We start from the raw sequence: 17,963 nt of genomic DNA on the forward strand, positions 1-17,963 counted from the left end.
CGCAGGACGCGGCGGTATCAGCCGGTGGAGCGGCGCCTCACAGCGTCGGCTGGAAGGTATCCGCCCGCGCCATCCGCCAGGCGTCGCGGAAGCGCGGGTCTTCGGTGCCTTCGAGCAGCTCGCCCGGGCGCAGCGCCGGATAGAGCTGCGCGAAGGATTGCACATGGGTCGTCGACGTCCGTTGGCTGAAGTGGACTGGACGCAGCTGCTGCGGATGTTCGAGGCCGGCCGCGGCGATCAGTTCGGTCAGCGAGTGCAGCGTGGCGTGATGATAATTGTGCACGCGGTCGATCTTGAGCGGCACATAAAGCGCGCGCGCCCTGGTCGGGTCCTGCGTCGCCACCCCGGTCGGGCAGCGGTCGGTGTGGCAGCTCAACGACTGGATGCAGCCGAGCGAGAACATGAAGCCGCGCGCCGAATTGCACCAGTCGGCGCCGATCGCCATCGCGCGCGCCATGTCGAAGGCGGTGGCGATCTTGCCGGAAGCGCCGAGCTTGATGCGGTCGCGCGCATTGATGCCGATCAGCGCATTGTGGACGAAATTGACGCCTTCGCGCATCGGCATGCCGAGATGGTCCATGAACTCCAGTGGCGCAGCACCTGTGCCGCCTTCATTGCCGTCGACGACGATGAAGTCCGGATAGATCCCGGTCTCCAGCATCGCCTTGCAGATCGCCAGAAACTCCCAGGTATGGCCGATGCAGAGCTTGAAGCCGGCCGGCTTGCCGCCGGAGAGCTTTCGCATTTCGGCGATGAACTGCATCATGCCGGTGGGCGTGGAGAAGACGCGGTGCGAGGCCGGCGAGATGCAGTCCTCGCCCATCGAGACGCCGCGGATCTTGGAAATCTCCTCCGAGACCTTTGCCGCCGGCAGCACGCCGCCATGGCCGGGCTTGGCACCCTGGCTGATCTTGAGCTCGACCATCTTGATCTGGTCCTGGCCGGCGACCCGCGCGAACGCCTCCGGATCGAAGGTGCCGTCGAGATGACGGCAGCCGAAATAGCCGGAGCCGATCTCCCAGATGATGTCGCCCCCCATCTCGCGGTGATAGGGGCTGAAGCCGCCCTCGCCGGTGTCATGGGCAAAGCCGCCCTTCTTGGCGCCGGCATTCAGCGCGCGCACCGCGTTCGGGCTAAGTGCGCCAAAGCTCATGGCCGAGATGTTGAACACCGAGGCCGAATAGGGCTTTGCGCAGTCCGGCCCGCCGATGGTGACGCGAAACTTCTCCTCGGCATGCGCCTTCGGCGACACCGAGTGATGCATCCACTCATAGCCCTCGCGGTAGACATCCTCCTGGGTGCCGAACGGACGCTTGTCGAGCTGCATCTTGGCGCGCTGGTAGACCACCGCACGGATATCGCGCGAGAACGGCATGCCGTCCTTCTCGCTCTCGAAGAAATACTGCCGCATCTCGGGACGAATCTCTTCAAGCAGGAAGCGGATATGCGCCGAGATCGGGTAGTTGCGCAGAACCGCGTGGCCCTTCTGCATGAGATCGTGGACACCGAGCAGCGTCAGGGCGGCGAAAATCACGATCGGGATCAACAGAATGTCGAAGATCTTGCGATCGGCGATGCCGATGCCGATCAGAAGCGCGGTGACAACCGCGCAGATCGTCAGGATGATGAAGCGCGGCGAGAATGGAAGCAGCAAGGTTTCCATGACACCCTCGGGCGAAGCTTGTGTCTTGTTATCATCGGCCACAACTACACCCCTCTCGTCAGAATGACGGGGTACGATACGCCCGCGCCCCGTCTATGGATATGACGCGGCTTGGCGACAGGCTACCGAATCCGCACGGCGCAAATCAATCCGTCCGGGCCGGGGCTTTTGCAGTGCAATAAATTCAATGAAATGACAAATCAGTGACTATGTGGCTGCGCCTCATGCGGAATCACGCCGTGCTGCTCAAGGCCACCCTGCGCCAGCCAGTCGTCGGTGCTGGTGATCGCGCGCTCGATGTGCTCGCCGGTGCGCGAGAAATCGTAGGGCGAGCCTACCATCGGGCAGAGCGGCGGCACCACGACATATTCGATGTCGGAGGCGAGCCCTTCGAGCTCCGCCACCAGCTGCCGGGCCGTCAGCAGCGTCAGCGCATGCAGGGCATTGGCGACCGCACCGACCGGGGGATTTTCGACCGCACAGGCGTGCCCGGCCGGCAGCACGATCAGGCGTTTTGCTCCCTTTTGTACAGCAACCCGGATCGGCGTGTTCGAGGAGATCGCACCGTCGGCAAGAAAGTGGTTTCGATAACGGACCGGCGCAAAGGCGCCGGGGATTGCCGTGGACGCCAGGATCGCCTCCACCGCCGAGCCATCCGACAGCACCACGCTCTCGCCCGAGACGAAATCGGTGGTGACGATGTGCAGGGGAAGCCGGGCCTCCTGGAGGTTGCGATAGGGCAGATGATCCTCGAGCAGCTTGCGGATGCCGTCATGGGGGATCAGGAAATCCCGCCGCCACATGAATCCCAGCAGGGTCCGCCATGTGATCGGGAACACGTCATGGCGTTTCAGGCTGCGCCAGATCGCTTCCAGCCCGAGCACGCCCTTGAGCGAGGGGTCGCCGGCATAATAGGCGCCGTTGATCGCGCCGACGCTGGAGCCGACCACGAGGTCGGCGACGACCCCGTGCTTGGCCAGCGCATGCATCATGCCGACCTGGATCGCCCCGAAACTGCCGCCGCCCGCCAGCACGAAGGCGGTCGGGTTTTGCGGACGACCATGGTCGATCGCAGACAAGGCGCGCGCAGCTCCCCCAGCTCTCGCAGCGCAACATCGCCGCGAGATTTGCAGCGAGCTTATAACAGCGCCCGCGCAAGGGGAGCCAATAACAAAGTCGGGGGAGGATGGTGAGGGTTCGGCGGATGATGGCGAATGCGAGTTGGAAGCGAGATGCCGATCCATCCTCTATCGTCGTTCCGGCGAGGGCCGGGACGACGCCAACTAGCGGGCGGCGATTACCGCTCGACGAACGCCTTCTCGATCACGAAATGGCCGGGCTTGTTGCCGGAGCCCTCGGCGAAGCCGTGGCCCTCGAACATGACGCGCAGCTCTTCCAGCATCGCCGGGCTGCCGCACATCATGACGCGATCGGTCTCGATGTTGAGCGGCGACTGTCCGATGTCGTTGAAGATCTGCTCGGAGTTGATGAGGTCGGTGATGCGGCCGCGATTGCGGAACGGCTCGCGGGTCACGGTCGGGTAGTACACGAGCTTCTCCGACAGCAGCGGCCCGAACAGCTCGTCCTCGCGCAGATTGGCGACGAGCTTTTCGCCATAGGCGAGCTCGGAGACCTGGCGGCAACCATGCACCAGCACGATGGTGTCGAACTGGTCGTAGACCTCGGGGTCCTTGATCAGGCTGGCGAACGGCGCGAGCCCGGTGCCGGTCGAAAGCAGCATCAGCCGCTTGCCGGGAATGAGGTTGTCGGTGATCAGCGTGCCGGTCGCCTTGCGGCCGACCAGGATGGTGTCGCCCTGCTTGATCTTCTGGAGGCGCGAGGTCAGCGGGCCCTCCTGAACCTTGATCGAGAAGAACTCGAGCTCTTCCTCGTGATTGGCGCTCGCCATGCTGTAGGCGCGCAGCAGCGGACGGCCGTCGACCTCGAGGCCGATCATCGCGAACTGGCCGTTCTGGAAGCGGAAGCCGGTATCGCGCGTGGCGCGGAAGCTGAACAGGGTGTCGGTCCAGTGCTGGACGGACAGAACCTTCTCTCGATAAAACGCGCTCATGATTTTCGATATTCCGAATATTTGCGGTTTTAGAACAAAGCGTTGCCCGGCCCCTGCAAGCGAGGCGAACACCACTTGTCATGGCGGAGGATTTCGCGTGTGTGATCTACGCCATTGAGGCCAATAATCAACCTCGTTTCGGGTGCAATCGATGCCGATCAAATCGGCATTTGCGGCGGAATTGGCCGCATTGTTAATGAATCTGCTGCCAAGCGCGAGCGAAGGGCAATTTCTTTTCCCTACGGAGCGCGATCGCAGCACTTAATTTCCGGCGTGCTCGCGAGAATTTCATTAAGAATAGCTCTGATTTTCGCCCCGGTTTGGCGCCATTTCCCGCATTTTTGCGGCTTTTGGCGACTGGAACGATCAACACATGGCAAGCAGTGAGCGTATCTTCGTCCAGGCCATCAGGCGCTATTGCGCGGGCCATGGCATCGCGGTCGATGTCCGCGCCGGTGGCTGGCTGATCGCGATGCACCGAGGCGGGACGCGCCACTTCGCTTTCGGCTACGACATCGGCCTCAACAGCTCCATCGCGCATCGTCTCGCAAACGACAAATCGGCGACTGCCGAAGCGCTGGGATTGGAGGACGTGCCCTGCATTCCGCATCACCTCTTCCTCAACCCGAGCATGGGCGCGCAAATCGCCGGCCCCGATTGGCACAAGGCGATGCTGGCGCTGCTCGCGCAGAGCCCGCAAGGCGTCGTGGTGAAGCCCAACGAGGGGACGTCCGGACGCTCGGTGTTCAAGGCGACGAACCGGAATGAGCTCGATCGTGCCGTCAGCGAGGTCTTTGCCTCGAGCCTCGGCCTCGTGATTGCACCCTATGTCGAGATCAAGGACGAGGTCCGTGTGATCCTGCTCGATGAGCGGCCGATGATCGTCTACCGCAAGGAGCGCCCGTCGGTCGTCGGCGACGGCGTCCGCAGCTTGCGCGAGCTTTCGATTGCCGCAGGCCACGACCATCAGCTCCGCGAACTCGATGCGCGCGACGCAAGTGCCATTGTCCCGAAGGGCGAGCGTCGCGTCCTGAACTGGCGGCACAATCTCGACGCCGGCGCGCGGCCGGTTCTCATCGAGAACGGCGAGGTGCACGCAGCCTGCGTGAAACTCGCCATCGACGCCGCAAGCGCCATCGGCATCGCCTTCGCCTCGATCGACGTGATCCGCGTCGATGGCGCGTGGCAGGTGCTGGAAATCAATTCCGGCGTGATGATGGAGGCGCTGGGGAAGCTGTATCCTGAGTTGGTGCAGGCAACGTATGACGCGGCGCTGGACCGGGTGTTTGACGAAGAGCGTCGGGGGACCTGATCTATCGCCGTCACCCTGAGGTGCCGAAGCGAAGCGGAGGCCTCGAAGGGCGACGAGCACCAGCCGGGCCGCTCATCCTTCGAGGCTCACCCAGCGGTGCATTGCACCGCCGGGCTCGCACCTCAGGATGACGGAATTGACACTGCTATCCTTTCGACGAGGAGACCGCGCTAATTATTCGCGCTGGCCGAATCGTCCATCGCCTTGAAGGCTTCTTCCAGTTGCAGCGAGATCGGCACGTTCATCCGCTCGCCGGTGGGGAGACGCGCGATGAACCATTTGTTGTAGAGCGGAACGAGGTCGTGGTTGGAGCCGAGCTTGCGGAAGGTGCGGTCGACCACGGCCGTCAGTTGCGGCTCGCCCTTGCGGAACATGATGCCGTAGGGATCGTAGGACAGATAGTCGCCGGTAACGCGGAACTTGTCCTGTGCCTTGTGGCGTACGATCAGGCCCGACAGCAGGATGTCGTCGGTCGCGAACGCATCCGCTTTCCCATCGGCGAGCATCTGGTACGACTGCTCGTGATCGGCGCCGACGACGATGTTCAACCCCAGCGACGACTTCTTGTCGGCCGCCTGGATCGCCTGCTCGTTGGTCGTGCCCTTCGTCACCACGATGGTCTTGCCTTTCAGATCGGCCAGCGCCTGGACGCTCGATGCCTTCGGCACCATCAGCTTGGTGCCGGCGACGAACATCAGCGGCGAGAATGCGACGCGCTTGCCGCGCTCGGAGTTGGCCGTGGTCGAGCCGCATTCCAGATCGATCTTGTTCTGAACGACCGCGTCGATGCGATCGTCCGAGGTGACCTTGACGTAATCGATCTTGAGATTGGGGTCGTCGACCTCGACGCCGATCTCTTCGACGATGGCCTCGCAGAGCTCGAGGCTGTAGCCGATCGGGCGGTTGGCCTGGTCGAGGAAGGAGAACGGCGGCGAGCTCTCGCGGTAGCCGAGCCGCACGGTGTGCGCGTTCTTGATGGCGAGCAGCGTCGGGCTAAGCCCTTCGCTGCCGCCGGTCTGGGCGGAGGCACAGGTTGCCAGCAGACATGCTGCCAGCAACAGGCTGCCCGAAATCGCCGTCAAAGGGCGCATATGCACTCCCGTCAGTGGCCGGCCATTGCGGGCACTTCACCGGGGACCATGTCGCCCGGCACGGCGTCGCCCGGTTCCATCGCATGCTCGGGTCCGAGCTCGCCTTCCCACTTCGCCACCACCGAGGTCGCCAGCGTGTTGCCGATCACGTTGGTGGCGCTGCGGCCCATGTCGAGGAAGGTGTCGATACCCATGATCATCAACAGACCCGCCTCGGGAATGTTGAACTGCGACAGCGTCGAGGCGATCACGACCAGGGAGGCGCGCGGCACGCCCGCGACGCCCTTCGAGGTGATCATCAACGTCGCGAGCATCGCCAGCTGCGTGCCGAGCGGCATGTCGATGTGATAGCTCTGCGCGATGAAGATGCTCGCGAAGGTGCAGTACATCATGGTGCCGTCGAGGTTGAAGGAATAGCCGAGCGGCAACACGAAGCTCGATATCCGCGACGAGGCGCCGAAGCGATTGAGGCCTTCGAGCGTCTTCGGGTAGGCCGCTTCCGAGCTCGCGGTGGAGAACGCGATCATCAGCGGCTCGCGGATCAGCCTGAGGAGATGGCTGTATCTCGGCCCGATCACGATGAAACCGACCATGACCAGGATTCCCCAGAGCAGGAACAGCGAGAGATAGAAGCCGCCCATGAACACGATGAGCTTCCAGAGCACCAGAAGGCCGTTCTTGGCGACCGTTGCGGTGATGGCGGCCCAGACCGCGAACGGCGCGAACAGCATCACATAGCTCGTCACCTTCAGCATGATGTGGCCGAGATCGTCGATCAGCGCGAGGATCGGCTTGGAGCGCTCGGGCATCGAGCCCATCGCCACCGAGAAGAACACGGCAAAGATCACGATCTGGAGGATCTCGTTCTGCGCCATCGCGTCCGCGATCGAGGTCGGGATCAGATGGGTCAGGAATTTCTCGATCGAGAAGGCGGAGACCGGCAGGCCGGTCGATTGCGCCTTGTCCGGCAGCGTGCCGGGGAAGTTCGCGCCGGGCTGGAGCAGATTGACCATCACGAGGCCCAGCATCAGCGAGACGAAGGAGGCGCTGACGAACCAGCCCATGGTCTTGGCGAAGATACGGCCGAGCTTGGAGCCCGAGCCCATATGCGCGATACCGCCGACCAGCGTCGCGAACACCAGCGGCGCGATGATCATCTTGATCAGGCGCAGGAAGATCACGGCGATCAGGTTGATGGACGAGGCCCAGTCCCCGCGCGTATCCGGCAGGAAATTGTAGATCGCCGAGCCCATGATGATGCCCAGCACCATCGCCGCCAAAATGTATTGCGTAAACCTGTTCGACATCAATGACCCCCACTACACCGACCGCTTCATGATGTCGCAGATATGACAACGACGCAACACGCTTGGCGTGCGATCGCGTTGTCCGGATGTTCCCATTGTGAAACTGGCCGCAGCGATCTAGCCTTCATGCAGCGCACAACGAATGCGGCTTGCACGTTTTCTTGGCTGCGGCTGCATCAATAATCGCCAAACAATCAAGGAGGGAACGCCATGACCGGCAGCGCCAATCGCCAAATTCTTCTGGTCGAAAAGCCCAGCGGCAAGCTCGGCCCCGAGCACTTCAAGATGGTCGAGGCTGCGATTCCGGAGCCGAAGGATGGCGAGGCCTTGCTGCATGTGCGTTATATCTCGCTCGACGCAGCCAACCGGGCATGGATGCACGGAGCGACTTATCGTTCGGCCGTCGAAGCCAACAGCGTGATGGCCGGCGGCGCCATCGCCGAGGTCGTCAGCTCGAAAGCGCCGGGACTCGCACCCGGCGACATCGTGTTCGGTGACACCGGCTGGCAGGAGTATGCCGCGGTGCCGGCAAAGCATCTCACAAAGATGCCGAAGCTCGAGCCGATGACGCATCTGCTCAGCGTGTTCGGCATCGCCGGCCTCACCGCCTATTTCGGACTGCTGGAGATCGGCAAGCCCAAGGAGGGCGAGACTGTGGTGGTCTCGGCGGCCGCGGGCTCGGTCGGCTCCATCGTCGGACAGATCGCCAAGATCAAGGGATGCCGCGTGATCGGAATCGCCGGCGGCGCAGACAAGTGCAATTGGCTGACTTCAGAGCTCGGCTTCGATGCCGCCGTCGACTACAAGGACGGCGCGGTCTTCAAGGCGCTGCGCGCCGCCGCGCCAAAGGGCATCGACGTCTATTTCGACAATGTCGGCGGCGATATTCTCGAAGCCTGCCTGCCGCAGATGAACAATTACGGCCGCATCGCCTGCTGCGGCGCGATCTCGCAATATGACGGCGCGCCGTCGGCGCACGGCCCGCGCGGCGTGCCCGGTCTGATCGTGGTGAAGCGGCTCGTCATGCAGGGCTTCATCGTGATGGACTACATGAAGGAGAGCCAGCGCGCGCTCGCCGAGCTCCAGGCCTGGGTCAAATCCGGCAAGCTGAAGGTGCAGGAGGACATCATCGATGGGCTCGAGAACACGCCGAGGGCGCTGATCGGATTGCTTGCGGGCGAGAACCGCGGCAAGCGCATGGTCAAGCTGTGACGACGCAGTTACGTCGCAATTGCATCGGCATTATCTACTTGCGGTAGTGGCCAAAGCGGCCAAAGATATCGCTCGCGAGGCATCACTCGCGACGATTGCGCTTGCATCACATTTGAAAATCGTCGGCGTTACCGACAGGGCAGGAATTCACCCAGATGTTCAACACATTGAAACATGTTTCGACGCGCAAGGCGTTGCTGGCGGCAACACTCTTCGCAATTGCAACAAGCGCATTCGCGCAAGCGCCGACTGAGGCCCAGAAGAGCGCGATCCGGTCCGCATGCCGCTCGGACTTCATGGCGCACTGCTCAAGCGTAACGCCCGGCGGCGTGGAAGCGTACCAGTGTCTCCAGAAGAACATGTCGAGCCTTTCGTCGGGATGCCAAACTGCGGTTCGCGCGGTCGAGCCCGCTGCAGCTCCGAAGACCGAAGCCGCTCCTGCCGTGCCGAAGACCGAAGCTGCACCGGCCAAATCTGAACCCGCAAAGACGGAAGCTGCGCCCGCTGCAGAGCCCGCGGCCAAGTCAGCACCGGCGCCGAAGGTTGCTGGCGCCAAGCAACCGAGCAGCGCGCAGGTTGCAGCGATCAAGAGCGCGTGCCGCGCCGATTATCCCAAGGTGTGCGCCGGCGTGTCGCCGGGTGGCGCGCCCGCGCTGGAATGCCTCGAAAAGAACAAGGCAAGGGTTTCGCCGGCCTGCCAGAAGGCCGTGACCGCCGCGGTCGGCGGCGACAGCGCCGCAGCGACGGCAACGCCTGCGGGAGCAACGCCTGCGGCAGCAGCACCGGCGGCCGCGCCAACCGTGATCGTTCTGCGCCCGCTGCGGCCGCGCGAAGAACTGTTCATTATCCGATCCGCCTGCGGCGGCGACATCCGCACGCTGTGCGCCGGCGTGGCGCCTGGTGGCGGTCGCATCGTGCAATGCATCGCGAGCAATGCCGCGTCGCTGTCGCCCGCGTGCAAGGACGTGCTGGCGCCGTTCGCGGCCCGTTAGGACGACGGGCGATTGCCCGCACGGGTGGCCAATCCGGCACAGTTTGGTTATGCTCCGCACGTGATGGTTTCGGGAGACGCGCCGGACGCGTCTCCGAAGCAGGCTGCGGCGCGCCACGCCTTTCCGCTGGCGCGGGACGCCGGAGCACATTAGCCTAGCCCCGGATAGTAAGTATACTGTCAATTAGGGAGGCAGACGTTGCGGATCGCCGTGATTGGCGGGGGGCCCGGTGGGCTCTACTTCGCCTATCTCTGGAAGAAGCGCCACCCCGAGGATCAAGTCGACCTGTTCGAACAGAACCCGGCCGACGCGACCTGGGGCTTTGGCGTCGTGTTCTCCGACCAGGCGCTGGAATTTCTGCGCGCCGACGACCCCGAGACGGTCGATGCGATCGCGCCGCATATGGAGAGCTGGGAGAACATCACGCTGAACGTTCATGGCGACAGCGTCGCCCTCGACGGCGTCGGCTTTTCCTCGATCGGCCGGCTCGAGCTCTTGCAGTTCCTCCAGCAGCGCGCGCTCGATGCCGGCGTCACGCCGCGCTTCGACACACCGATTCACGCCATCGACCAGCTCAACGGCCACGATCTGATCGTCGCCGCCGATGGATTGAACTCGCTGGTGCGCCGCGCCTACGAGGGCGATTTCGGCACCTCGCTGTCCTACTCCTCCAACAAGTTTGTGTGGTACGGCACCTCGAAACGCTTCGACACGCTGTCGCAGACCTTTGTGAAGACCGACCGCGGCGCCTTCAACGCCCATCATTACCGCTACTCGCCGAGCATGAGCACGTTCCTGGTCGAATGCGACCATGCCACCTGGCAGGCCTATGGCTTCGCCTACAAGGATGTCGAGCAGTCCAAGGGCGTCTGCGAGGAGGTGTTTGCGGATACGCTCGGCGGCCATTGCCTGGTTTCGAACAAATCGGTCTGGCGCAATTTTCCGTGGGTCTGGAACGAGCACTGGTCGTTCAAGAACATGGTGCTGATCGGCGACGCCCTGCACTCGGCGCATTTCTCGATCGGCTCGGGCACGCGACTCGCGATCGAGGATGCGATCGCGCTGGTCAAGGCGCTGGAATCGGATGCGCATCTGACAACCGCGCTGCATCGCTACCAGGCCGCGCGCAAGCCCGTGGTGCAGAAGCTCATCAACGCCGCGCGCACGAGCGCCTTCTGGTACGAGCACTTTGCCCAGCATATGCAGCTTGGCCTGATGGACTTTGCATATAGCTACATCACCCGCTCAGGCCGAATTGACGATTCTCGACTGCGGGCGATGTCGCCGACCTTCATGGCGCGCTACGAGGCCGAGAAGAACGGTGGAGATGCGGCATGAGCGGAGAGATCCGCGACCAGGTGCCCGCCGACTGCGCAGGCGCACGCGAGATCGGCTTTGCCGTTCCGCAAATCTACAATGCCAGCCGCGTGCTGTTCGACAATCTCGCCAAGACGCGAGGCGACAGGCTCGCCCTCATTGGTCCCGCGGGCACGCGCACTTACGCGGAGCTCTGTGCGGAAGCTGGCCAGTGGGGCAACGGTTTTGCCTCGCTCGGCCTGAAGCGCGGCGATCGCATACTGTTGTTTCTCGACGACACGCCGGCCTATCCGGCCGCCTTCTTCGGCGCGGTCCGCGCCGGCTTCGTGCCGCTGCTCATCAACACGCTGACGCCGCCGGATCTCCTGCAATTCTATCTCGCCGATTCCGGCGCGCGTGTTGCGGTGGCTGAATCCGAGTTCCGCACGCGCTTCAGCGCCGAGGCCTGCAAGGACACGAATCTGCGTACGCTGATCGTCGTCAACGGCGAGGTGGGCGAGCATGCTGCGCCGGAGGCGATCGCAGCCGCGAACTGGCTCGCGCAATACCCCGCCGCACTCGCGGAAGCCGACACGCATCGGAACGACATGGCGTTCTGGATGTATTCGTCCGGCTCGACCGGCCGGCCCAAGGGCATCGTCCACCTCCAGCACGACATGGCCTATAGCGACGCGGCCTTTGCGCAGAATGTGTTGAAGCTGACGCCGGACGACATCTGCTTCTCGGTGCCAAAGATTTTCTTCGCCTACGGCTTCGGCAATTCGGTCACGTTCCCGTTCTCTGCGGGCGCGGCAACGCTGCTGCTGCCGGGTCAGCCGAGGCCCGCAACGATCTTCGCAGCGATCGAGCAGTACAGGTCGACGGTCTTCTTCGGCTTGCCGACGCTCTATACGTCCCTGACCAAGGCCGACGGAGCGAACAAGGTCGACTTCTCGTCCCTGCGCATGTCGCTGTCCGCCGCCGAAGTGCTTTCGGCCGAAGTCTTCAACGGCTGGAAGACGCTCACCGGGCTCGAAATCGTCGAAGGTCTCGGCTCGACCGAGGTGCTGCACATCTATCTCTCCAACCGCCCGGAGCAGAAGAAGCTCGGTGCCGCGGGCTCACGCGTGCCCGGTTACGAGGTCGCGCTCCGGGACAAGGACGGCCGCGACGTCGGCGGCGACGAGGAAGGCATTTTGTGGGTCCGCGGCGATTCCAACACGCCGCTGTACTGGAACCGCCCGGACAAGTCGGCCGAGACCATCCGGGAGGGCGGCTGGATCTACACCGGCGACCGCTTCGTCCGCGACAGCGACGGCTTCCACTTCTTCCGCGGCCGCGCCGACGACCTCATAAAAATCTCCGGCCAGTGGGTCTACCCGCTCGAGGTCGAGCTCTGCCTCGCCGACCACCCCGACATCCGCGAATGCGCGGTGTTCGGAGCCGAACTGCCCGATCGGCGCATGACGCTGAAGGCGGTGGTGGTGATGAACAACCGCGCGGCCGACCAGAGCGAGGCGACGCGGCGGCTCCAGGATTATGTGAAGGACAAGTTGCTGCCCTACAAATATCCGCGCGAGGTGATCTTCATCGACGAGCTGCCGAAGACGGGCACGGGGAAGATTGATCGGCAGGCGTTGTTGCGGATGTGATGACGATAACGCCGCCACACTCCCGGTGTCGTCCCGGCGAAGGCCGGGCCCCATACGCCGAGGCAGTAGTTGTGACGCGAGGTGGTCATTACCAATCTTCGGGCCTTCGCCGGGACGACGGCGGAAAATGAGGTTCCTGTAGGGTTCACCCCGCCTTCCCCAGATGCTCCAGCGCATCCTCCGCCCGCAGTGGCACACGTGACGCCTCGTTGTTGAGATCGACGAGCTGGACCAGGAGCCCCATCAGTGTCTTGCGGTCGGCGGGTTTCAACGGCTCCAGCATGCGCGCCTGCGCGCGCTCGACGGCCGGAATGATCTCTCGCAGGATCGCGGCGCCGGACTTCGTCAAATGGAGCAACTTGATCCGCTTGTCCTCGGGCGCGGGCTTGCGCTCGATATAGTCCTTGGCTTGCAGCCGCTCGATCACGCTGCCGAGCGTGGAGCGGTCGAAGGCGATCACCGCCGACAGCCGCGTCGCGTCGATACCGGGGTGGGTGTGGATCGCGATCAGCGCCGCATATTGCACGGGGGTCAGGTCGAACGCCCTGCACTCCTCCATGAAGATCGAGACCGCGATCTGCTGCATCCGCCGGAACAGATAGCCCGGCGCGGCATAGACCGCGTCTATCGTGATCGGAGCGGCAGGCTTACTCGGCATCGGGCTGCTTCTCCGGCGCGGCGTTGGCGAACGCTGCCAGCGCCTTTGCGGCGGCTTCCGCCTTGAGCAGGCGCGGATAGGCCGAGACATCGACGCCGAAGCGGCGCGCATTGGCAAGCTGCGGCACCAGGCAGAGATCGGCGAGCGTCGGCGCATCGCCGAAGCAGAACGAGCCGGGCTCGTCCTTGATCAGCGTTTCGCAGGCCGACAGCCCCTCGCGGTTGACCCAGGCCGCCCACTCCTGGACTTTCTCCTCGGGCAGCCCGAGCTCGCGCAGCCGCGCCAGCACCTTCAAATTCTGCACCGGATGGGTGTCGCAGGCGATCGCCAGCGCAAACGCCCGCACCCTGGCGCGTTGCAGCGGATCTTTCGGCAGTAGCGGCGGGTTGGGATGGATTTCGTCCAGCCATTCGATGATGGCGACGGATTGGGTCAGCACCGCACCCGCATCATCCTCCAGCGCCGGCACAAGGCCCTGCGGATTGATGGCGAGGTAGGCCGGCGCGCATTGCTCGCCCTTGCGAAGGTGATGCGGCAGGTGCTCGGCTCCGAGACCTTTCAGGTTCAGCGCAATCCGCACCCGGTAGGCGGCGCTGGAGCGGAAATAGCCATGCAGCTTCATCGAAATCCTCCCTGTCATTCTTGTTCGTCACGTTGACGCTACCTAGACCGTAAGTATACTGTCAATCAACAAAACGAACGGGAGCCGCACCATGGAAGCCGTGACCAAGACGCCGGAACGCGAAGCGTTCTACAAGAAGATCGACGGCGAAAATCTCACCGCGCTGTGGACGGTGATGAGCGACCTGATCACGCCGGAGCCGAAGAGCGCCTGCCGTCCGCATCTGTGGAAATTCAACATCATCCGCGACTACATGACCGAAGCGGGCAAGCTGATCACCGCCAAGGAGGCCGAACGGCGCGTGCTGGTCCTGGAAAATCCCGGCCTGCGCGGGCAGTCCAAGATCACAACCTCGCTCTACGCCGGCGTGCAGATGGTCGTGCCCGGCGACGTCGCGCCGGCGCATCGGCACAGTCAGTCGGCGCTGCGTTTCGTGCTCGAAGGCCGAGGCGCCCACACGGCGGTGGACGGCGAGCGCACCGCGATGGAGCCCGGCGACTTCATCATCACGCCGTCGATGACCTGGCACGATCATTCCAACGAGACGAGCGAGCCGATGTTCTGGCTCGACGGCCTCGACATTCCGCTGGTGCAGTTCTTCGACTGCTCCTTTGCGGAAGGCTCCAAGGAGGACCAGCAAAAGATCACGAGGCCGGCCGGCGACAGCTTTGCGCGCTACGGCCACAATCTGCTGCCGGTCGACGCGAAGCGAAGTTCGAAAACCTCGCCGATCTTCAGCTATCCCTATGCCTACACCCGGGAAGCGCTGGAAAAAGCCAGGACGCGCGAGGAGTGGGACGCTTGCCACGGGCTGAAGCTGAAGTTCAGCAATCCCGAGACCGGCGATTTCGCGATGCCGACCATCGGCACCTTCATCCAGCTGCTGCCGAAGGGTTTCAAGACCGCGCGCTACCGCTCGACCGATGCGACCGTGTTCTGCCCGATCGAAGGCCAGGGACGCACGCGCGTCGGCGAAGCGACCTTCGAATGGGGCCCGCGCGATTTGTTCGTGGTGCCGAGCTGGCAATGGGTGACGCACGAGGCCGACTCGGATGCGGTGCTGTTCAGCTTCTCGGATCGGCCCGTGCAGCAGAAGCTGGACTTGTTCCGCGAAGATCGCGGCAACGCGTGAGGCCTGCTGCTCGCCAAACCCTCCGTTGTCGTCCCGGCGAAGGCCGGGACCCATAACCACAGGGAGCAATTGTAAGCGGCAGAGATAACTCCGAATCCCCGTAACCACAACTTCCTGTGGTTATGGGTCCCGGCCTTCGCCGGGACGACGGCGGGGGTTTTGGCTACCGCCAATGCAACAGTTTGACCTCGAGCAGATTGATCACCCTCCCCACCGCCAGCCCAAACACCGACAGGATCACCACGCCCGCCAGCAACTGATCCGTCTGCATCAGATTACCCGCCTGGAGCACGAACGCCCCGATACCGTACTGCGCGCCGATCATCTCGGCGCTGACGACGAGCAGCAGCGCGACAGAGGCCGTGATGCGGAAGCCGGCGAGGATTGCGGGCAGCGCGCCCGGCCAGATCACCTTGCGCACGATGGTCGGAAACGGCACGTTGAAACTCTGCGCCATCCGGATGAGGTTGCGCGGTACCGCATCGACGCCGCTATAGACCGAGATCGCTGTCGAGAAGAACACGCCGAGCGCAATCGTCGCGATCTTCGGCTCTTCGCCGATGCCGAGCCAGAGGATCAACAGCGGCAGCAGCGCGATCTTCGGGATCGGAAACAGCGCCGAGATGAAGGTGATGCCGACGCTGCGCGCGAGCCGCGACAGGCCGATGGCAAAGCCGACCACGACGCCGGCCGCGGTGCCCAGCAGCCAGCCAACGCCGATGCGCAGCAGCGAGGCCGAGAGATGCTGCCAGAGCGCGCCGGAGATCGCGAGCTGGTAGATCGCGCGCATGATCGCCGATGGCGCCGGCAGGAATAGCGGATTGACGAGACCGGCGCTGCCGGCGGCCTGCCAGATCGCGATCACGAGCGCGAGTGCGATCCAGCCGCCGAAGCGGCTAGAGGCCGGCACGAAGCCTGCGCCGCGGAAGCGGACGCGACGCGTCGTGTCGTCCTTCGGAGGCGTCCCCGCACGATCAAGCATGCTGGACCTCGCGTTCGGCATCGATCGCCTCATTGCGGATCAGCGACCAGATCTGGTTCTGAAGCGCGAGCAGCTTTTCACGCGCAGCAGTCTCGCCGCGTTCGGCACGCGTCATCGGTACGGTGACGACCTCGCGAATGCGGCCCGGCCGACGCGACAGCACCACGATGCGATCGGCAAGGCGCGCGGCCTCTTCGAGATTATGCGTGACATAGACCGCGCCCATGCCGCCATCGGCGAGCAGACGGACGAAGTCCTCCATCAGGAGCTCGCGGGTCTGCGAGTCCAGCGCCGAGAGCGGTTCGTCCATCAGAAGGATCGCAGGCTTCACCGCAAGCGCGCGCGAAATGCCGACGCGCTGGCGCATGCCGCCGGAGAGCTGCTTCGGATAAGTCTGGCGAAAATCGGTCAGGCCGGTGCGACGCAGGGCATCCTCGACCTGCGCGCGGCGCTGCGCGGGCGAGAGCTGGGTGTGCAGCAGCGGGAATTCGACGTTCTCTTCCACCGTGGCCCAGGGCAGCAGCGCAAAATCCTGGAACACGAAGGTGAGCGGATTGAGACTGTCCGCAGGCGGCGTCCCGCGCAGCTCGGGCGCGCCGGACAACGGCTGCAACAACCCGCCGAGGATCGACAGCAGCGTGCTCTTGCCACAGCCCGAGGGACCGACGATCGCCACTACCTCGCCGGCGCTGACGGTGAAGGAGATGTCGTCGAGCACGGCGAGGTCGCCGAAGCGGTGGCTGATGTGGTTGGCGATCAGGTCCATGCTATGCGCCTTACTCCCGACCCGTCATCCTGAGGTGCGAGCATTGCGATGCGGATGCATCGCAATGGAAGCCTCGAAGGATGAGCGGCCGAGCTGCATCCGAGCCGTGCATTCTTCGAGGCTCGCTTCGCGAGCACCTCAGGATGACGGGGATGGTTCGAACAGCGCATCATCAATCCGCCTTCACAAAATCCCTGGCAATGATCGCATTCGCATCAAAGCCCTTGTCCGCGAAGCCCTGCTCTTGCAGCCATTTGATCTGGTTGTCGACGTTCTTCACATCCAGCTTGCCGTCCGGATCGATATAGGCGCAATTGCCGACCACCTGCTCGACCGGCAGGTTGGTGTACTTCGCGATGATCTCCAGCAGCGGCTTGGTCTGCTCGTTGATCGGCGCGACACCGTCCTTCATGGCGGCAAGGATGACGTCGTGATATTCGCGATCGGCTTTTGCGAGCGCGCCGAGCAGCTTTGTCACCAGCACCGTGTTGGTCAGCGTCTTTGGCGAGGCGAACACTGCGCCGAGCTGCCAGGGCGTCTCGTCGCCGACCCAGCCGAGGAACTTCGCCCCGCCCTCGTCCATCAGCTTTCGCGCGGTGGAAATCGGCAGCAGCGCCGCATCGACGGTCTCACCCTTCAGGGCGGCGGCGGCGTTCGACAGCGATTGCAGCGGGATGATCTTCACCTCCGACAGCTTGAAGCCGTATTTGTCGGCAAGCAGCCCCAGCGAATAGTGAAAGCTTGATCCGACCTGCGTCACCGCCACGCGCTTGCCGGCGAGATCCTTCGGCATCTTCAATCCGGCTGCGTAGGCATTGTTGCTGGCGAAATAGCCGATCAGCGGATAGCCGGCCTTCTCGCGGCTCATGCCGCCAATCACCTTCAGCACGCCCTTGCCGGCAAGATTGTAGAGACCGGCCGTGAACGCGGTGACGCCGAAATCGATGTCGCCCGATGTGGTCGCGACCGCGATCGGCTGCGCCGCATCGAAGAATTTCAGCTCGACGTCGAGGCCGGCCTCGCGAAAATAGCCCTTGTCCTGGGCGATGAAGACCGGCGCGGAGGACGACAGGCGGAGCACGCCGATCCTGGCCTTCAGCGTGTCCTCGGCCTGCGCCGTGCCCATCGCCATGATCGCCACCAGGCCCGCAAGCGCGAGCCGCGCAATCCCGATCATCCCGTTTCCTCCGCAGTCGTTGTCTTGGTC

Annotated in this window: 16 protein-coding genes; 6 read left to right on the forward strand and 10 right to left on the reverse strand. The window is 63.8% G+C overall.

Features of this window, described 5'->3' with window-relative positions:
• Positions 1-37 precede the first annotated feature (37 nt).
• From ABIB73_RS20695 to ABIB73_RS20705, 3 genes are all read right to left on the reverse strand, one after another.
• Positions 38-1,663 (reverse strand): FMN-binding glutamate synthase family protein, encoded by a 1,626-nt coding sequence (locus ABIB73_RS20695; protein ID WP_354226798.1) that lies wholly within the window; start codon positions 1,661-1,663, stop codon positions 38-40.
• A 200-nt stretch (positions 1,664-1,863) separates the two neighbouring features.
• Complete coding sequence (locus ABIB73_RS20700; protein ID WP_354226800.1) at positions 1,864-2,742, reverse strand: patatin-like phospholipase family protein; 879 nt, start codon at positions 2,740-2,742, stop codon at positions 1,864-1,866.
• A 218-nt stretch (positions 2,743-2,960) separates the two neighbouring features.
• The gene (locus ABIB73_RS20705) at positions 2,961-3,734 is read right to left on the reverse strand and encodes a ferredoxin--NADP reductase (protein WP_354226802.1); all 774 of its coding nucleotides are present in this window, start codon (positions 3,732-3,734) and stop codon (positions 2,961-2,963) included.
• A gap of 373 nt (positions 3,735-4,107) precedes the next feature.
• Between ABIB73_RS20705 and ABIB73_RS20710 the strand changes: the two genes are divergently transcribed.
• A complete protein-coding gene (locus tag ABIB73_RS20710; RefSeq protein WP_354226804.1) occupies positions 4,108-5,046 on the forward strand; it encodes an ATP-grasp domain-containing protein in 939 nt (312 codons plus the stop codon).
• Between the two features lie 170 nt (positions 5,047-5,216).
• Here ABIB73_RS20710 and ABIB73_RS20715 read toward each other — a convergent pair whose 3' ends face one another.
• Entirely contained in the window at positions 5,217-6,137 is a 921-nt protein-coding gene (locus ABIB73_RS20715; RefSeq protein WP_354226805.1) for an amino acid ABC transporter substrate-binding protein, read from the reverse strand.
• 11 nt (positions 6,138-6,148) lie between these two features.
• Entirely contained in the window at positions 6,149-7,444 is a 1,296-nt protein-coding gene (locus ABIB73_RS20720; RefSeq protein ID WP_354226807.1) for a dicarboxylate/amino acid:cation symporter, read from the reverse strand.
• A 210-nt stretch (positions 7,445-7,654) separates the two neighbouring features.
• Here ABIB73_RS20720 and ABIB73_RS20725 point away from each other — a divergent pair, with 210 nt between their 5' ends.
• The 4 genes from ABIB73_RS20725 to ABIB73_RS20740 all read left to right on the forward strand — a co-directional run bounded on the left by ABIB73_RS20725 (position 7,655) and on the right by ABIB73_RS20740 (position 12,596).
• Positions 7,655-8,656, forward strand: a complete 1,002-nt coding sequence (locus ABIB73_RS20725) for an NADP-dependent oxidoreductase (RefSeq protein WP_354226809.1) — start codon at positions 7,655-7,657, stop codon at positions 8,654-8,656.
• Positions 8,657-8,811: 155 nt separating this feature from the next.
• Positions 8,812-9,648 carry a cysteine rich repeat-containing protein gene (locus ABIB73_RS20730; protein WP_354226811.1) on the forward strand — a complete coding sequence of 279 codons (837 nt, stop codon included), beginning with the start codon at positions 8,812-8,814 and terminating at the stop codon, positions 9,646-9,648.
• A 198-nt stretch (positions 9,649-9,846) separates the two neighbouring features.
• Entirely contained in the window at positions 9,847-10,986 is a 1,140-nt protein-coding gene (locus ABIB73_RS20735) for an FAD-dependent monooxygenase (protein WP_354226813.1), read from the forward strand.
• A complete protein-coding gene (locus ABIB73_RS20740; RefSeq protein WP_354226815.1) occupies positions 10,983-12,596 on the forward strand; it encodes a benzoate-CoA ligase family protein in 1,614 nt (537 codons plus the stop codon). The genes ABIB73_RS20735 and ABIB73_RS20740 overlap by 4 nt, the downstream gene beginning before the upstream one ends.
• Before the next feature lie 145 nt (positions 12,597-12,741).
• On the opposite strand, the gene ABIB73_RS20745 is transcribed toward ABIB73_RS20740, so the two are convergent.
• A complete protein-coding gene (locus tag ABIB73_RS20745; RefSeq protein WP_354226817.1) occupies positions 12,742-13,254 on the reverse strand; it encodes a MarR family winged helix-turn-helix transcriptional regulator in 513 nt (170 codons plus the stop codon).
• Positions 13,244-13,876 carry a maleylacetoacetate isomerase gene (gene maiA / locus ABIB73_RS20750; RefSeq protein WP_354226818.1) on the reverse strand — a complete coding sequence of 211 codons (633 nt, stop codon included), beginning with the start codon at positions 13,874-13,876 and terminating at the stop codon, positions 13,244-13,246. The genes ABIB73_RS20745 and maiA overlap by 11 nt, the downstream gene beginning before the upstream one ends.
• A gap of 91 nt (positions 13,877-13,967) precedes the next feature.
• Between maiA and gtdA the strand changes: the two genes are divergently transcribed.
• Positions 13,968-15,008, forward strand: a complete 1,041-nt coding sequence (gtdA, locus tag ABIB73_RS20755) for a gentisate 1,2-dioxygenase (protein WP_354226819.1) — start codon at positions 13,968-13,970, stop codon at positions 15,006-15,008.
• Between the two features lie 163 nt (positions 15,009-15,171).
• On the opposite strand, the gene ABIB73_RS20760 is transcribed toward gtdA, so the two are convergent.
• The 3 genes from ABIB73_RS20760 to ABIB73_RS20770 all read right to left on the reverse strand — a co-directional run bounded on the left by ABIB73_RS20760 (position 15,172) and on the right by ABIB73_RS20770 (position 17,933).
• Positions 15,172-15,990: an ABC transporter permease gene (locus ABIB73_RS20760; RefSeq protein ID WP_354226821.1), complete on the reverse strand. Its 819-nt coding sequence runs from the start codon at positions 15,988-15,990 to the stop codon at positions 15,172-15,174.
• Complete coding sequence (locus ABIB73_RS20765) at positions 15,983-16,756, reverse strand: ABC transporter ATP-binding protein (protein ID WP_354226823.1); 774 nt, start codon at positions 16,754-16,756, stop codon at positions 15,983-15,985. The genes ABIB73_RS20760 and ABIB73_RS20765 overlap by 8 nt, the downstream gene beginning before the upstream one ends.
• A 172-nt stretch (positions 16,757-16,928) precedes the next feature.
• On the reverse strand, positions 16,929-17,933 hold the full coding sequence (locus ABIB73_RS20770; RefSeq protein ID WP_354226824.1) for an ABC transporter substrate-binding protein: 1,005 nt from the start codon (positions 17,931-17,933) through the stop codon (positions 16,929-16,931).
• Between the last annotated feature and the right edge of the window lie 30 nt (positions 17,934-17,963).

Source organism: Bradyrhizobium sp. F1.4.3 (assembly GCF_040548375.1).
Classification (GTDB): domain Bacteria; phylum Pseudomonadota; class Alphaproteobacteria; order Rhizobiales; family Xanthobacteraceae; genus Bradyrhizobium.

Bases quoted from the DNA above. Each gene is read 5' to 3' on its own strand.
- ABIB73_RS20740 (WP_354226815.1), top strand. From the start codon at position 10,983: ATGAGCGGAGAGATCCGCGACCAGGTGCCCGCCGACTGCGCAGGCGCA.
- ABIB73_RS20730 (WP_354226811.1), top strand. From the start codon at position 8,812: ATGTTCAACACATTGAAACATGTTTCGACGCGCAAGGCGTTGCTGGCG.
- gtdA (WP_354226819.1), top strand. From the start codon at position 13,968: ATGGAAGCCGTGACCAAGACGCCGGAACGCGAAGCGTTCTACAAGAAG.
- ABIB73_RS20695 (WP_354226798.1), bottom strand. From the start codon at position 1,663: ATGGAAACCTTGCTGCTTCCATTCTCGCCGCGCTTCATCATCCTGACG.
- ABIB73_RS20765 (WP_354226823.1), bottom strand. From the start codon at position 16,756: ATGGACCTGATCGCCAACCACATCAGCCACCGCTTCGGCGACCTCGCC.
- ABIB73_RS20720 (WP_354226807.1), bottom strand. From the start codon at position 7,444: ATGTCGAACAGGTTTACGCAATACATTTTGGCGGCGATGGTGCTGGGC.
- ABIB73_RS20725 (WP_354226809.1), top strand. From the start codon at position 7,655: ATGACCGGCAGCGCCAATCGCCAAATTCTTCTGGTCGAAAAGCCCAGC.
- ABIB73_RS20715 (WP_354226805.1), bottom strand. From the start codon at position 6,137: ATGCGCCCTTTGACGGCGATTTCGGGCAGCCTGTTGCTGGCAGCATGT.
- ABIB73_RS20710 (WP_354226804.1), top strand. From the start codon at position 4,108: ATGGCAAGCAGTGAGCGTATCTTCGTCCAGGCCATCAGGCGCTATTGC.
- ABIB73_RS20770 (WP_354226824.1), bottom strand. From the start codon at position 17,933: ATGATCGGGATTGCGCGGCTCGCGCTTGCGGGCCTGGTGGCGATCATG.
- ABIB73_RS20745 (WP_354226817.1), bottom strand. From the start codon at position 13,254: ATGCCGAGTAAGCCTGCCGCTCCGATCACGATAGACGCGGTCTATGCC.
- maiA (WP_354226818.1), bottom strand. From the start codon at position 13,876: ATGAAGCTGCATGGCTATTTCCGCTCCAGCGCCGCCTACCGGGTGCGG.
- ABIB73_RS20705 (WP_354226802.1), bottom strand. From the start codon at position 3,734: ATGAGCGCGTTTTATCGAGAGAAGGTTCTGTCCGTCCAGCACTGGACC.
- ABIB73_RS20760 (WP_354226821.1), bottom strand. From the start codon at position 15,990: ATGCTTGATCGTGCGGGGACGCCTCCGAAGGACGACACGACGCGTCGC.